Annotated in this window: 13 protein-coding genes; all 13 read left to right on the top strand. The window is 60.6% G+C overall.

Features of this window, described 5'->3' with window-relative positions; all coding sequences use genetic code 11:
- The first annotated feature begins 141 nt into the window (after positions 1–141).
- The 13 genes from P3T22_RS18430 to atpA all read left to right on the top strand — a co-directional run bounded on the left by P3T22_RS18430 (position 142) and on the right by atpA (position 13,796).
- Complete coding sequence (locus P3T22_RS18430) at positions 142–1,197, top strand: branched-chain amino acid ABC transporter permease (RefSeq protein WP_063497718.1); 1,056 nt, start codon at positions 142–144, stop codon at positions 1,195–1,197.
- A 4-nt stretch (positions 1,198–1,201) separates the two neighbouring features.
- A complete protein-coding gene (locus P3T22_RS18425; RefSeq protein ID WP_063497717.1) occupies positions 1,202–2,986 on the top strand; it encodes an ATP-binding cassette domain-containing protein in 1,785 nt (594 codons plus the stop codon).
- 11 nt (positions 2,987–2,997) lie between these two features.
- Positions 2,998–3,750, top strand: a complete 753-nt coding sequence (locus P3T22_RS18420) for an ABC transporter ATP-binding protein (RefSeq protein ID WP_181448392.1) — start codon at positions 2,998–3,000, stop codon at positions 3,748–3,750.
- Positions 3,751–3,926: 176 nt separating this feature from the next.
- A complete protein-coding gene (gene mnmG / locus P3T22_RS18415; RefSeq protein ID WP_429325733.1) occupies positions 3,927–5,885 on the top strand; it encodes a tRNA uridine-5-carboxymethylaminomethyl(34) synthesis enzyme MnmG in 1,959 nt (652 codons plus the stop codon).
- Entirely contained in the window at positions 5,882–6,565 is a 684-nt protein-coding gene (rsmG, locus tag P3T22_RS18410; protein WP_429325732.1) for a 16S rRNA (guanine(527)-N(7))-methyltransferase RsmG, read from the top strand. Before mnmG ends, rsmG begins: the two co-directional genes overlap by 4 nt.
- 93 nt (positions 6,566–6,658) lie before the next feature.
- The gene (locus P3T22_RS18405; RefSeq protein ID WP_063497713.1) at positions 6,659–7,450 is read left to right on the top strand and encodes a ParA family protein; all 792 of its coding nucleotides are present in this window, start codon (positions 6,659–6,661) and stop codon (positions 7,448–7,450) included.
- Positions 7,451–7,468: 18 nt separating this feature from the next.
- Complete coding sequence (locus P3T22_RS18400; RefSeq protein WP_429325731.1) at positions 7,469–8,356, top strand: ParB/RepB/Spo0J family partition protein; 888 nt, start codon at positions 7,469–7,471, stop codon at positions 8,354–8,356.
- A 766-nt stretch (positions 8,357–9,122) separates the two neighbouring features.
- Positions 9,123–9,668: an ATP synthase subunit I gene (locus tag P3T22_RS18395; protein ID WP_429325730.1), complete on the top strand. Its 546-nt coding sequence runs from the start codon at positions 9,123–9,125 to the stop codon at positions 9,666–9,668.
- A gap of 161 nt (positions 9,669–9,829) precedes the next feature.
- Entirely contained in the window at positions 9,830–10,681 is an 852-nt protein-coding gene (atpB, locus tag P3T22_RS18390; RefSeq protein WP_063497710.1) for a F0F1 ATP synthase subunit A, read from the top strand.
- Between the two features lie 94 nt (positions 10,682–10,775).
- Positions 10,776–11,045: a F0F1 ATP synthase subunit C gene (gene atpE / locus P3T22_RS18385; protein ID WP_007180033.1), complete on the top strand. Its 270-nt coding sequence runs from the start codon at positions 10,776–10,778 to the stop codon at positions 11,043–11,045.
- A 138-nt stretch (positions 11,046–11,183) separates the two neighbouring features.
- On the top strand, positions 11,184–11,654 hold the full coding sequence (locus tag P3T22_RS18380; RefSeq protein WP_063497709.1) for a F0F1 ATP synthase subunit B: 471 nt from the start codon (positions 11,184–11,186) through the stop codon (positions 11,652–11,654).
- A gap of 2 nt (positions 11,655–11,656) precedes the next feature.
- Complete coding sequence (locus P3T22_RS18375) at positions 11,657–12,196, top strand: F0F1 ATP synthase subunit delta (protein WP_054038574.1); 540 nt, start codon at positions 11,657–11,659, stop codon at positions 12,194–12,196.
- A gap of 58 nt (positions 12,197–12,254) precedes the next feature.
- The gene (gene atpA / locus P3T22_RS18370; protein WP_063497708.1) at positions 12,255–13,796 is read left to right on the top strand and encodes a F0F1 ATP synthase subunit alpha; all 1,542 of its coding nucleotides are present in this window, start codon (positions 12,255–12,257) and stop codon (positions 13,794–13,796) included.
- The last annotated feature ends 88 nt before the right edge of the window (positions 13,797–13,884 follow it).

Below are 13,884 nucleotides of genomic sequence, written 5' to 3'. Positions count from 1 at the left end.
CGATAACAATGGCAACGACCGCCGCGCCGCATTCCGGCGCGGCGGTCGCCTTTTCAGGCATTGCAGGTCGGTGGCCGGCCGTGCGTTTTGCCGCCATGACTGTTTCCCGATTTCGATTTCGACGCTTCAGGACGAGGAAGTATGGATCTATCAATTGCGGCGATCCTCGCGCAGGACGGCATCACCACCGGAGCGATTTACGCGCTGCTCGCGCTTGCGCTGGTGCTGGTGTTCTCCGTGACGCGGGTGATCTTTATCCCGCAGGGGGAGTTTGTTTCGTACGGCGCACTGACGCTCGCCGCGCTGCAGACACAGAAATTTCCGGCGACGTGCTGGCTGCTGATGGCGATGGGCGCGGCATGCTTCGTCGTCGAGATAGCGGGGCTGGTGCGGCATCCGGAAAGACGCCGGCATGCGGCTCGCACGCTGGTGATGCTGGTCGGTAAATACCTGCTGTTTCCGATCGCGGTCTACGCGCTCACGCGGGGCGTTTTCCTACAGCCGCTGCCGATGTTCGCGCAGATTGCGCTGACATTGCTGATCGTGATTCCGATGGGGCCGTTCGTCTACCGGCTCGCGTATGAGCCGATCGCTGAGGCGACTACGCTGCTGCTGCTGATCGTGGCGGTGGCGGTGCACTTTGCGATGGTCGGTCTCGGCCTCGTGATGTTCGGCGCGGAAGGCTCGCGCACCACCGCGTTCTCCGATGCGACTTTCAATATCGGCAGCCTGTCGATCTCCGGACAGAGTGTGTGGGTCGTCGGCACGGCGGTGGTGCTGATCGGCGGGCTGTATCTGTACTTCGATCGCTCCATCTCCGGCAAGGCCTTGCGCGCGACCTCGGTGAACCGGCTCGGCGCGCGGCTCGTCGGCATCGGCACGACGCAGGCAGGGCGCCTCGCGTTCACGCTCGCTGCGGGCCTCGGTGCGCTGTGCGGCATCCTTGTCGCACCCTTGACCACGATCTACTACGACTCGGGCTTCCTGATCGGTTTGAAGGGCTTTGTGGGGGCGATTATCGGCGGGCTGGTCAGCTATCCGCTGGCCGCCGCCGGTTCGATTCTCGTCGGTTTGCTGGAGTCGTATTCGTCGTTCTGGGCGAGCGCTTATAAGGAAGTGATCGTGTTCACGCTGATCATCCCGGTGCTGCTGTGGCGGAGTCTGGCCAGCCCGCACTCGGAAGAGGAAGAGGAGTGACACGATGAAACGGATCATGCAAAACAAGTTCTTCTGGCTGTTCCTCGTGGTGCTGTTCGCGTTGCCGGTGTTGCCGCGGCCAATTCACGTGCCCGAGTACTGGGTGACGCTGCTCAACTACATCGGCCTGTATTCGATCGTCGCGATCGGTCTCGTGCTGCTGACGGGTATCGGCGGGATGACCAGCTTCGGGCAGGCGGCGTTCGTTGGCATCGGCGCCTATGCGACCGCGTATCTGACGACGACGTACGGCGTGTCGCCGTGGCTCGCGCTAATCGCGGGCGTGGTCGTGACGGCGTTGATTGCGCTGATGCTGGGACTTGTGACGATGCGGCTGTCGGGCCACTTTCTGCCGCTCGGCACGATCGCGTGGGGGCTCGCGCTGTTCTATCTGTTCGGCAACATGGAGATGCTCGGTAAGTACGACGGCATCAACGGAATTCCGGTGCTGAATGTTTTTGGCATCAACCTGGAGTCCGGCCGCCATATCTATTACCTGATCTGGGTGGTGGTGCTCGGCGCGGTGATTTCTGTTCAAAATCTGCTTAATAGCCGGCCGGGGCGGGCGATCCGCGCATTGCGCGGCGGCGGCTTGATGGCCGAGGCGATGGGCGTCAACACGGCGTGGATGCGTGTGGTGATCTTCGTCTATGCCGCGGTGTTGGCGTCGATCTCAGGCTTCCTGTACGCACATCTGCAACGCGCGGTGAATCCGACGCCGTTCGGTTTGAACCACGGCATCGAGTTTCTGTTCATGGCGGTGGTGGGTGGTGTGTCGCATGTCTGGGGCGCTGTGCTCGGTGCGGCGATCCTGACCGTGTTGCAGGACTATCTGCAGACGTTGCTGCCGAAACTGCTTGGCGAGAACGGCAACTTCGAAGTGATCGTGTTCGGCATCCTGATGGTGCTGTTGCTGCAATACGCTCGCCAAGGCGTCTGGCCGTTTGTCGCGCGGTTTTTCCCGAAGGGGCCGCGCGCGCATTTGTCGGACCACGCGGAGCCGTTGCCGCAACGCAGCAAGCCGACTACCGGTGAAGATCTGCTGACGGTGAATAAGGCACGCAAGCAGTTCGGCGGGTTGGTCGCGGTGAACGATGTCAGCTTCGAGGTGAAGGCGGGGCAGATCATCGGCTTGATCGGCCCGAATGGCGCCGGCAAGTCGACCACCTTCAATCTGGTCACGGGCGTGCTGCAAGCGACGAGTGGCGAAATTACCTTCCGTGGGGAGCGTATCGATTCGCTGAGTTCACGTGAAATCGTCAAGCGCGGCATTGGTCGCACCTTCCAGCACGTCAAGCTGCTGCCTGGGATGACGGTGCTGGAGAACGTGGCGATCGGGGCGCATCTGCGTGGCCAGGCCGGTGTGTGGCGCAGTGTTGCGCGGCTGAACGGCGCGGAAGAAGCGCGTCTGATGGCCGAGGCGGCTCGCCAGATTCGCCGCGTCGGGCTCGAGCAACATATGTACGACGAGGCCGGCAGCCTGGCGTTGGGGCAGCAGCGGATTCTCGAAATTGCTCGCGCCCTGTGCTGTGACCCGACCTTGCTGCTGTTGGACGAACCTGCCGCTGGTCTGCGGTATCAGGAAAAACTGCAATTGGCGGACTTGCTGCGCCGCCTCAAGACTGAAGGCATGAGCGTGCTGCTGGTCGAACACGATATGGATTTCGTGATGAATCTCACCGATCGGCTGGTGGTGATGGAGTTCGGCACGCGGATCGCGGAAGGCCTGCCGCAGGATGTCCAGCAAGATCCGGCCGTGCTTGAGGCTTATCTGGGCGGGGTGGAGTGATGGAGAACACGATGAACTCGGCTGCATCGATTCTTGACGTGAACGGTTTGTCAGTCCGCTATGGCAAGGTCGAAGCGCTGCACGGCGCGGCAATCAAAGTGCGGCCCGGGCAGATCGTCTCAGTGATTGGTCCGAACGGCGCGGGCAAGTCCACGTTGCTGAACGCGATCATGGGCGCATTGCCGACCACGGGCCATGCGAGAGGCTTGGTCCTCTATCAAGGTGAAGACGTAAGCGCGGTGCCGGTCGAAAAGCGAGTTGCGCGGGGCATGTGTCTGGTGCCGGAAAAGCGCGAGCTGTTCGCGTCGATGACTGTTGAAGACAATCTGGTCCTCGGCGCGTATCGGCGCAAGCGGGCAGGGGAGCGCAACTTTCTCGATCAAATCGAGCCAGTCTTTACGCTTTTTCCTCGCTTGAAAGAGCGCCGGAAGCAGGCGGCCGGGACGCTATCGGGTGGGGAGCGGCAGATGCTCGCAGTTGGCCGGGCGTTGATGGGCAAACCCGATCTGCTGATGCTCGATGAACCAAGCCTGGGTCTCGCGCCGCTGATCGTGAAGGAAATTTTCCACATCATTAGCGCGCTGCGGCAGACCGGCGTCGCAACGCTGTTGATCGAGCAGAACGCACGTGCCGCGCTGCAGATATCCGACTACGGTTACGTGATTGAAACAGGTGAACTGGCGCTGGAAGGGCCGGCTGTTGATCTGGCGCAGAATCCGCGCGTGATTGAAACCTATCTTGGGTTGGCCAAGAAAGTGGCTTAGTTTTTCATTTTTTGGTCGGTTCGCTGTGGTTCAAAGCGGTGTGTTTCACGTGAAACACACCGCTTTTTTGTTGCCTGGCCATTCGGCCGAAATTCGGGCCTAAACCGAACCCGTTATAATTCGCCCATACATTTTCCTTTGAAAGGCTCACGCGACGATCTGGCGTGAGATCCGCGATGCTTTTTCCCACAGAATTTGACGTAATCGTCGTCGGCGGCGGTCATGCCGGCACCGAAGCCGCTTTGGCTTCGGCACGCATGGGCAATACCACCCTCCTGCTGACGCATAACATCGAAACCCTCGGTCAGATGAGCTGCAACCCGTCCATCGGCGGGATTGGCAAGGGCCATCTGGTGAAGGAAGTCGATGCGCTCGGCGGTGCGATGGCGGCCGCGACGGACGAGGGCGGGATCCAGTTCCGGATCCTCAATTCGTCGAAGGGGCCTGCTGTCCGTGCGACGCGCGCGCAGGCGGACCGTCTGCTGTACAAGCAGGCGATCCGGCATCGGCTGGAGAATCAGCCGAACCTGTGGCTGTTCCAGCAAGCGGTCGTCGATCTGATGGTGGAAGGCGACCGGGTGGTCGGGGCCGTGACGCAGGTGGGAATTCGTTTCCGCTCGCGCGCAGTCGTGCTGACGGCTGGGACGTTCCTCGACGGCAAGATTCACGTGGGTTTGAATAACTACACCGGTGGCCGTGCCGGCGATCCGGCGGCGGTGTCGCTGTCTGCCCGTCTCAAGGAATTAAAGCTGCCGCAAGGGCGCCTCAAAACCGGGACGCCGCCGCGCATCGACGGCCGGACGATCGACTTTTCGAAGCTTGAGGAGCAGCCGGGCGATCTGGATCCGGTGCCGGTTTTCTCGTTTCTCGGGCGTGTCGAGCAGCATCCGCGACAGGTGCCGTGCTGGGTCACGCATACGAATGAGCGCACGCACGACATTATCCGTGGTGGTCTCGACCGTTCGCCGATGTATACCGGCGTGATCGAAGGGGTGGGGCCGCGGTATTGCCCGTCGATCGAGGACAAGATTCACCGCTTCGCATCTAAGGAATCGCATCAGATCTTCCTCGAGCCGGAAGGACTGACGACGAACGAGTTTTATCCCAATGGAATTTCCACCAGTCTGCCGTTCGACGTGCAACTGGAACTCGTGCGTTCTATGCGTGGTTTGGAGCACGCGCATATTCTGCGGCCGGGCTACGCGATCGAATATGACTACTTCGATCCGCGCGGGCTGAAGGCATCGCTGGAAACCAAGGTGATCCACGGGCTGTTCTTCGCGGGCCAGATCAATGGCACGACCGGCTACGAAGAAGCGGCTGCGCAAGGTTTGCTGGCGGGGATCAATGCCGGCCTGCAGGTGCAGGGCAAGGATGCATGGTGCCCGCGCCGCGATCAGGCGTACTTGGGTGTTCTAGTCGACGATCTGGTGACGCGTGGGGTGTCCGAGCCGTATCGGATGTTCACGAGCCGTGCCGAATACCGTCTGAGCCTACGCGAAGACAACGCCGATATGCGTCTGACGGAGATCGGCCGCGAACTCGGTGTGGTCGACGACGTCCGTTGGGACGCATTCAGCCGCAAGCGCGATGCTGTTTCACGTGAAACAGAGCGCCTGCGCACGACTTGGGTCAATCCTAAGACGTTACCGGCTGAAGAAGCGACCGCATTGCTCGGCAAACCGATCGACCACGAATATAGTTTGGCGGATCTGCTGCGCCGTCCGGGCGTGACGTACGACGGCGTCTGCGGTTTGCGCGCGGGCGCATGCGCTGCCCCTGAAACGCTGGCCGAAGACGATGTTCTGCTCGCTCAGATCAAGGAGCAGATCGAGATCGGCATCAAGTATCAAGGTTACATCGATCGCCAAGCCGATGAGATCGAGCGAAATGAATCGCACGAAAGTACGCGTTTGCCGGAGGGGTTGGACTACGCCGAGGTGAGGGGGCTGTCGTTCGAAGCGCGTCAGAAGCTGACGCAATTCCGCCCCGAGACCATCGGCCAGGCGTCGCGTATCTCCGGCATTACGCCGGCAGCGATCTCCTTGCTGATGGTGCACCTGAAGCGTGGCTTGGGGCGGCGCTCGACGAAACCTGCCGAACCCGGCGCCGACAGCACGCCGGTGACGCAATGACGGTGAGTCAGATGGGAAGCGGTAACGAGGCTTTGGCGCCGCTGTTGGCAAGCGGCGTTCGCGAACTCGGCCTCGATCTGAGCGACGCGCAACTCGGCAAACTGCTCGACTATGTTGCGCTGCTGTCCAAGTGGAACGCCGTGTACAACCTGACGGCGATTCGTGATCCGCGGCAGATGCTTATCCAGCACATCCTGGATTCGCTTTCGATCGTGCCGCATCTCGCTACGCGCGGCGTTTCCTCTGTGCTGGACGTGGGTTCCGGTGGTGGTCTGCCCGGTATCGTGCTGGCTATCGTACTGCCCGGCTGGACCGTCACCGTGAACGATATCGTTCATAAAAAGACAGCTTTTCAGGCGCAGGCTAAGGCTGAACTCGGCCTTGCGAATCTCTCGGTCGTCACAGGCCGCGTCGAGACTTTGCAGCCGGGCGCCGAAGTACCGGCAAAGTTCGACGTAATCGTGTCGCGCGCATTCGCAGAGCTCGCGGATTTCGTTACACTGGCCCGTCATCTGGTTGCGGAGCAGGGCGCGATCTGGGCGATGAAGGGCGTGCGCCCGGATGGCGAGATCGAACGTTTGCCAGCAGGTGCCCACGTGGAGCAGATCATTCGGCTGAACGTGCCGTCGCTCGACGCAGAACGGCATCTGATCAAGGTTCGGGTGGACGCCGACCACTGACGGCTACCGGCAGATCCAAGGCACGCACCGCGTACCACAGGCGCTTTCTACTTTATTCAAGCAGCTTCAGGCAGCAAAAGGGACACACCAACGATGGCAAAAATTTTCTGCGTTGCAAACCAGAAGGGCGGTGTCGGCAAGACGACGACGGCAGTCAATCTGGCCGCGAGCTTGGCAGCGCAGGGACAGCGAGTCCTTCTCATCGATCTGGACCCGCAGGGCAACGCCACGATGGGCAGCGGTGTAGACAAGGGCGCATGCACGAACACCGTCTACGAAGTGCTCGTGGACGGCGTCTCGGTGGCGGATGCCCGAGTACGCCCAGAAGCCGTCGGCTATGACGTGCTGCCCGCGAACCGCGAATTGGCAGGTGCCGAGGTCGAACTGGTCAGCGTGCAGAACCGCGAGCGCCAAATGAAGATCGCCTTGGCGGCGGTTGAACGTGAATACGACTTCGTGCTGATCGACTGCCCGCCGGCTTTGTCACTGCTGACGCTGAACGGTTTGTGCGCCGCGCATGGCGTGGTGATCCCGATGCAGTGCGAGTACTTCGCGCTCGAGGGTCTATCCGACCTGGTCAACACGATCAAGCAGGTGCACGCGAACCTGAATCGCGATCTGAAGGTGATCGGCCTGCTGCGTGTGATGTTCGATCCGCGCATCACATTGCAACAGCAAGTCTCGGATCAACTGAAAGAGCACTTTGGCGACAAGGTGTTCGATGTGGTGATCCCGCGCAACGTGCGTCTTGCCGAGGCGCCTAGCTATGGATTGCCTGGTGTTGTGTTCGATAAGGCGTCGCGCGGCGCGCAGGCGTATGTGCAGTTCGGTGCAGAGATGATTGAGCGGGTGCGCGCATTGAATGATGCGCCCCAGGCGTCCTAAGCGGATCGAGGAAGCACAATGAACGCAGTAGCAAGAAAAAAGGGATTGGGCCGTGGCCTGGAAGCATTGCTTGGTGGCAGTGCGGATATTACCGAGGCTGTGGCGATCGAGGGTGCGCCGCACGTGCTGCCGCTCGGCAAGCTGCAGGCCGGCAAGTACCAGCCTCGCACGCGTATGGACGAAGGCGCGTTGCAGGAATTGGCGGCCAGCATCCGTGCCCAGGGGCTGATGCAACCGATCCTCGTGCGGCCGGTCTCGGCGGACAAGTACGAGATTATCGCCGGCGAGCGGCGTTTCCGCGCCGCACGTCTTGCTGGCCTCGACGAGGTGCCGGTGCTGGTGAAGGACGTCCCGGACCAGGCCGCCGCGGCGATGGCGTTGATCGAGAACATCCAGCGCGAAGATCTGAATCCGCTGGAAGAAGCGCAGGGCATTCAGCGCTTGCTCGACGAGTTCAATTTCACGCACGAGCAGGCGGCTGAATCGGTGGGCCGCTCGCGCAGCGCTGTATCGAATCTGCTGCGTTTGCTCAACCTGGCAGCGCCGGTGCAGACGATGTTGCTGGCCGGTGATCTCGATATGGGGCATGCACGCGCGCTGCTAGCCGTCGACGCCGCGACGCAGATCACGATGGCCAACCAGGTCGTCAACAAGCGCATGTCGGTGCGCGAGACCGAAAAGCTGGTGACGGCGACCACCAAGGCTGCGCCCGCAGTGAAGGCGCGGTCGAATCAGGACGGCGGCCGCGACACGCGACGGCTCGAAGAGGAGTTGTCCGATCTGCTCTCCGCAACCGTAAAGATCAAGCTCGGCCGGCGCGGCCGCGGCCAGGTGCTGGTGGACTTCGGCGATCTGGACGCACTGGAAGGCATTCTTGTGCGGCTGCGTGGTAATGCTACCGTCTGATCGTGGCGGGTTGAACGCGGGGGAGTTGAATATGCTTGCGGGTGGGTTGAGTTTCGCTCGCGCTCGCAAGCAGTTTGGTGTGTTGTCGGCGCTAGCGGGCGGCGCAGCGGTCGTATTTGCCGCAAGCGTGGCTCGTTTGACGATCCCCCTGATTGATCGATAACCTAAGTGAATTTCAGTTGGCTTCCTAAGTATATGTTGCGGTTAATAATTAGGATTCCGGCATATTGGCGTGCGCTGTCGTTTTCCCGCTGATGCCGAGATGGTCGGGTCGTGCAAAGATTTGAGTGGGTAGTGCGGACGTGGCTGCTTGCGGGGTGGCCTGACCGCTCGCGGCGTCGATCGTCCGGCACGAAGGGCGGCCCCCAATCTTGTTTGGTCGCAATGGAGAGGGCCACGGCCTGCACTTGCCGTCGTGCTCCTACCCGGCGCCGTCCTTTATGTCCACCAAAGCTGGCAAAAACAGTCGTCTGTTGCATATTTGAGACGTCTTCAGCAGCGTCGAAACGACGCATCCGCGCACTTCAACCGCCTCGATTCATCACGCATGTTTTGCCGCCCCCCGACCGCCTTACATTTGTCGTGTACACGTCGCCCGAGATCACGTTCCCGCATCGTGAAGGCCGTTTTCACGCTGGTTATTGAGCGGCCTAAAGTCTTGAATTGCCTGCAACTATCGCTTACAATCGCCCGGATTTAATTGCACGGCAACCCCGTAAGCGCAGCGTAAGCACGCGGGCTGGAACAAGACTTTCGGAACACTGCGATGGCGGTTAAAACGTCGAATCAAGCGCCGAAAAATGGGCGTGACGACCACCGCGCTGAACGCACCGCTTCCGATGCGTCCACCGGTCAGCACGCTACAACTGACGATGCGTGGGATGTCGAGCAACAAGATAACAATATCGTTCCGCTCACCCGGGCCGAGGCTGAAAAGTTGTTTGGCCCCAGTGTGAGTCGTCCATCGCGCGTCACGCCTTTTAAGGTCGTGGCGGCGCAAATGGTTTTGTCCCTGGGTGCTACGCTGGTGTGGTGGCTGTTCTACAAGCCGCCGGGCGCTGCTGCGCTGTCCGCGTTCCTGGGGGGGGCGATCTGCTGGGTGCCGGGCGCGTTGTTCGCGGCACGTCTTAGAACGCTGAGCGGCGCCGAAACAGTGATGAGCTGGATGATCGGCGAAGCGCTCAAGATGGGGACAACGATCGCGATGTTTGTAGCCATCGCCTTCTGGTATCACGACGTACGCTGGGTGCCGCTGCTCGTGACCTACCTCATCGCGCTCAAGACTTACTGGATCGCCCTCGCGTGGCGTTAAGGTAGTAGCAGAGAGTAGCAGCACAAAATTCAGGCTGGCGCGCAGCGCTGGCGTAAGGAGTGCGGATATGACACGATCCGCACCCGGCATGTTCCCGCAATACAGAATTGCGGCGGGACCGGCCTAAGACGATTTTCGACAATTTGGGTGGCATTAACGATATGGCAGCTAGCGAAGGCACGCGCGCTCTGGATCCGTCCGAGTACATCGCGCACCACTTGCAGAACTTTTCCACCGCGCACCAGACGTCGATTTTCGACATTCACGTGTGGAATCTGGACACCCTTTTCTGGTCGATCGTTTGCGGTCTGGCCACGATCGCCATCCTGCATCTCGCAGCCCGCAAGGCGACGTCCGGCGTGCCGGGCCGTTTCCAGTGCGCGATCGAAATGCTGGTCGAGATGGTCGAAGATCAATCGAAGTCGATGATCCACGGCTCGCGCACCTTCATCGCACCGCTGGCACTGACCGTGTTCGTCTGGGTCGCGTTGATGAACTCGCTCGACTTCATCCCCGTCGACCTGCCGGGCCGCGTGATCGGCTGGCTGGGCCTCTCGGAAGTCATCCCCCATCACCGCATCGTGCCGACCGCCGACCTGAACGGCACGCTCGGCATCGCGCTCGGCGTGTTCGCGCTGATGATTTACTACAACTTCAAGATCAAGGGCGCAGGCGGCTTCGTGCATGAACTGCTGTCGGCTCCGTTCGGCGCGCATCCGCTGCTGTGGATCCCGAACCTTGCATTGAACATCATCGAGTTCGTCGCAAAGACGGTTTCGCTCGGCATGCGGCTGTTCGGCAACATGTACGCGGGCGAGCTGTTGTTCCTGCTGATTGCTCTCCTCGGCAGCATGTGGGGTTTCGGCGCGGACGCGTCAGTGCTCGGCTTTATCGGCCACGTCATCGCAGGCACGGTCTGGGCGATCTTCCACATCCTGATCGTTCTGCTGCAAGCGTTCATTTTCATGATGCTGACGCTGGTGTACATCGGACAGGCACACGACACCCACTAATCACGGCGTGTCGAACGACGAATTGTTTTTAGTTTTGTTTTATTTAAATCCCAGTTCCAACCAGTTCTAAAAGACTTTTCACAAAGGAGTGATCATGCAAGCTTTCATCGCCAACATCCAGGGTCTGACCGCCATCGGTATCGGCATCATCATCGGCCTGGGTGCAATCGGCGCCTGTATCGGTATCGGCCTGATGGGCGGCAAGTACATCGAAGCATGTGCTCGTCAGCCGGAACTGATGAACCCGCTGCAAACCAAGATGTTCCTGCTGGCTGGTCTGATCGATGCGGCGTTCCTGATTGGCGTTGGTGTGGCAATGCTGTTCGCGTTCGCGAACCCGCTGCTGTCGAAGCTGGCAGGCTGAGGTTCCTCGGAAGTTTGCGCCTGAGCTATAACTGGTAAAGGCGCAGGGCGGAACGGGCACTTGGGCGCTGATCGAATACAGAATCGATGAGCGCCTTGCCGTTTCACTTTCCGAACTAGCAACGTTTAAGGAAACACCGTGAATCTCAACGCAACCCTGTTTGCGCAAATGGTCGTGTTCCTGATCCTCGCGTGGTTCACGATGAAGTTCGTGTGGCCGCCGTTGATCAACGCCCTCGACGAGCGCTCGAAGAAGATCGCTGACGGTTTGTCGGCTGCTGAAAAGGGCAAGGCGGAACTCGAAGCCGCCCACAAGCGCGTCGACCAGGAACTCGCTCAGGCACGCAACGACGGTCAGCAACGTATTGCTGACGCCGAAAAGCGCGCAGTGACAGTCGCTGACGAAATCAAGGCTCAAGCACAAGCTGAAGCCGCTCGCATCATCGCGCAAGCGAAGGCCGACGCGGACCAGCAAGTCGTGAAGGCTCGCGAAGCGCTGCGCGGCGAAGTTGCCGCACTCGCCGTGAAGGGCGCTGAACAGATCCTGAAGCGCGAAGTCGACCAGGCAGCTCACGCTGACCTGCTGAATCAACTGAAAGCCGAGCTCTGATCATGGCCGAACTTGCAACCATCGCCCGTCCGTACGCAGAAGCGCTGTTTGGCGTGGCCGAAGCTGGTGACATCGCCGCCTGGTCCACGCTCGTGCAGGAGTTGGCACAGGTTGCGCGTCTGCCCGAAGTGCTGTCGATCGCCTCGAGTCCGAAAGTGAGCCGCGCACAGGTCAGCGATCTGCTGCTGTCCGCGGTCAAGTCGCCGCTCAAGGACAATGCGCAAGCGAAGAATCTGGTGCAAATGCTGGTCGATAACCATCGCCTGCAATTGCTGCCGGAAATCGCCACGCAGTTCGAAGAGTTGAAGAACGCCCGCGAAGGGGCGGCAGATGTGCTGATCGTCAGCGCATTCCCGCTCGAAGGCGCGCAGTTGAACGAACTCGTCGCAGGTCTCGAACGCAAATTCAAGCGCAAGCTGAAGCCGACGGTCGAAGTCGACTCGTCGCTCATCGGCGGCGTGCGCGTGACGGTTGGCGACGAAGTGCTCGATACCTCGGTCCGCGCGCGGCTTGCCAGCATGCAGACGGCTCTGACGGCCTGAAGCGCCCGAGGCGCTTCAGCGGCTGGCACGCAACAGAATTGACTATCAGGAGCGAATAATGCAACTCAATCCCTCTGAGATCAGCGAGCTGATCAAGAGCCGGATCCAGGGCCTTGAAGCGAGCGCAGACGTTCGCAACCAGGGCACCGTGATCTCCGTGACCGACGGTATCGTGCGTATCCACGGCCTGTCGGAAGTGATGCAGGGCGAAATGCTCGAATTTCCGGGCAACACCTTCGGTCTCGCACTGAACCTCGAGCGCGACTCGGTCGGCGCCGTGATTCTGGGTGAATACGAGCACATTTCGGAAGGCGACATCGTCAAAACGACGGGCCGCATTCTCGAAGTGCCGGTGGGTCCGGAACTGCTCGGCCGCGTGGTCGATGCACTCGGTAACCCGATCGACGGCAAGGGCCCGATCAACGCAAAGAAAACCGACGCAATCGAAAAGATTGCTCCGGGCGTGATCTGGCGTAAGTCGGTTTCGGAACCGGTCCAAACCGGTCTGAAATCGATTGACGCGATGGTGCCGGTTGGCCGTGGCCAGCGCGAGCTGATCATCGGCGACCGCCAGTGCGGCAAGACCGCAGTCGCAGTCGACACGATCATCAACCAGAAGGGCAAGAACCTCTTCTGTATCTACGTCGCGATCGGCCAGAAGGCTTCGTCGATCATGAACGTGGTGCGCAAGCTGGAAGAAACCGGCGCGCTGGAATACACGATCGTCGTGGCCGCTTCGGCTTCGGAATCGGCTGCGATGCAATACCTCGCACCGTACGCTGGCTGCACGATGGGCGAATACTTCCGCGACCGCGGCCAAGACGCCCTGATCGTTTATGACGACTTGACCAAGCAAGCTTGGGCATACCGTCAGATCTCGCTGCTGCTGCGCCGCCCGCCGGGCCGCGAAGCTTACCCGGGCGACGTGTTCTATCTGCACTCGCGTCTGCTGGAGCGTGCTGCTCGCGTCTCGGAAGAGTACGTCGAGAAGTTCACGAACGGCGAAGTGAAGGGTAAGAGCGGTTCGCTGACGGCACTGCCGGTCATTGAAACGCAAGCAGGCGACGTGACCGCATTCGTTCCGACGAACGTGATTTCGATTACCGACGGCCAGATCTTCCTGGAAACCGACCTCTTCAACGCAGGTATCCGCCCGGCAATTAACGCCGGCGTGTCGGTGTCGCGCGTGGGTGGTGCGGCTCAAACCAAGGTTGTGAAGAAGCTGTCGGGCGGTATCCGTACCGACCTGGCTCAGTACCGTGAACTCGCTGCGTTCGCGCAGTTCGCCTCGGACCTCGACGAAGCCACCCGCAAGCAACTGGAGCGCGGCCGCCGCGTGACGGAACTGCTGAAGCAGCCGCAATATCAGCCGCTGCAAGTGTGGGAACTGGCGGTTGCGCTGTTCGCCGCGAACAACGGCTACCTCGACGATCTGGAAGTTGCGCAAGTGCTGCCGTTCGAAAAGGGCCTGCGCGATTACCTGAAGTCGAAGCACGCTGACCTGGTCAAGCGCATCGAAGATACCAAGGAACTCTCGAAGGACGACGAAGCCCTGCTGCATACGGCTCTCAAAGACTTCAAGAAGTCCGGCGCTTATTGATCTGCGAGTGATCCTCAAGGCCTAAACGGACCTTGAAGCGGCGCGGGCCGCAGGCAACTGAACCCGCGCTGCTTCGATCGCTTTGCAT

This window comes from Paraburkholderia sp. GAS348, from assembly GCF_050434205.1.
Classification (GTDB): domain Bacteria; phylum Pseudomonadota; class Gammaproteobacteria; order Burkholderiales; family Burkholderiaceae; genus Paraburkholderia.
Note: the sequence above shows the minus strand (reverse complement) of the source record. Positions and strands in the feature narration are given on the sequence as shown.

Excerpts from the sequence above, each read along its gene's own strand:
- P3T22_RS18430 (WP_063497718.1), top strand. The coding sequence starts at position 142 with ATGGATCTATCAATTGCGGCGATCCTCGCGCAGGACGGCATCACCACC.
- P3T22_RS18425 (WP_063497717.1), top strand. The coding sequence starts at position 1,202 with ATGAAACGGATCATGCAAAACAAGTTCTTCTGGCTGTTCCTCGTGGTG.
- P3T22_RS18420 (WP_181448392.1), top strand. The coding sequence starts at position 2,998 with ATGAACTCGGCTGCATCGATTCTTGACGTGAACGGTTTGTCAGTCCGC.
- mnmG (WP_429325733.1), top strand. The coding sequence starts at position 3,927 with ATGCTTTTTCCCACAGAATTTGACGTAATCGTCGTCGGCGGCGGTCAT.
- rsmG (WP_429325732.1), top strand. The coding sequence starts at position 5,882 with ATGACGGTGAGTCAGATGGGAAGCGGTAACGAGGCTTTGGCGCCGCTG.
- P3T22_RS18405 (WP_063497713.1), top strand. The coding sequence starts at position 6,659 with ATGGCAAAAATTTTCTGCGTTGCAAACCAGAAGGGCGGTGTCGGCAAG.
- P3T22_RS18400 (WP_429325731.1), top strand. The coding sequence starts at position 7,469 with ATGAACGCAGTAGCAAGAAAAAAGGGATTGGGCCGTGGCCTGGAAGCA.
- P3T22_RS18395 (WP_429325730.1), top strand. The coding sequence starts at position 9,123 with ATGGCGGTTAAAACGTCGAATCAAGCGCCGAAAAATGGGCGTGACGAC.
- atpB (WP_063497710.1), top strand. The coding sequence starts at position 9,830 with ATGGCAGCTAGCGAAGGCACGCGCGCTCTGGATCCGTCCGAGTACATC.
- atpE (WP_007180033.1), top strand. The coding sequence starts at position 10,776 with ATGCAAGCTTTCATCGCCAACATCCAGGGTCTGACCGCCATCGGTATC.
- P3T22_RS18375 (WP_054038574.1), top strand. The coding sequence starts at position 11,657 with ATGGCCGAACTTGCAACCATCGCCCGTCCGTACGCAGAAGCGCTGTTT.
- atpA (WP_063497708.1), top strand. The coding sequence starts at position 12,255 with ATGCAACTCAATCCCTCTGAGATCAGCGAGCTGATCAAGAGCCGGATC.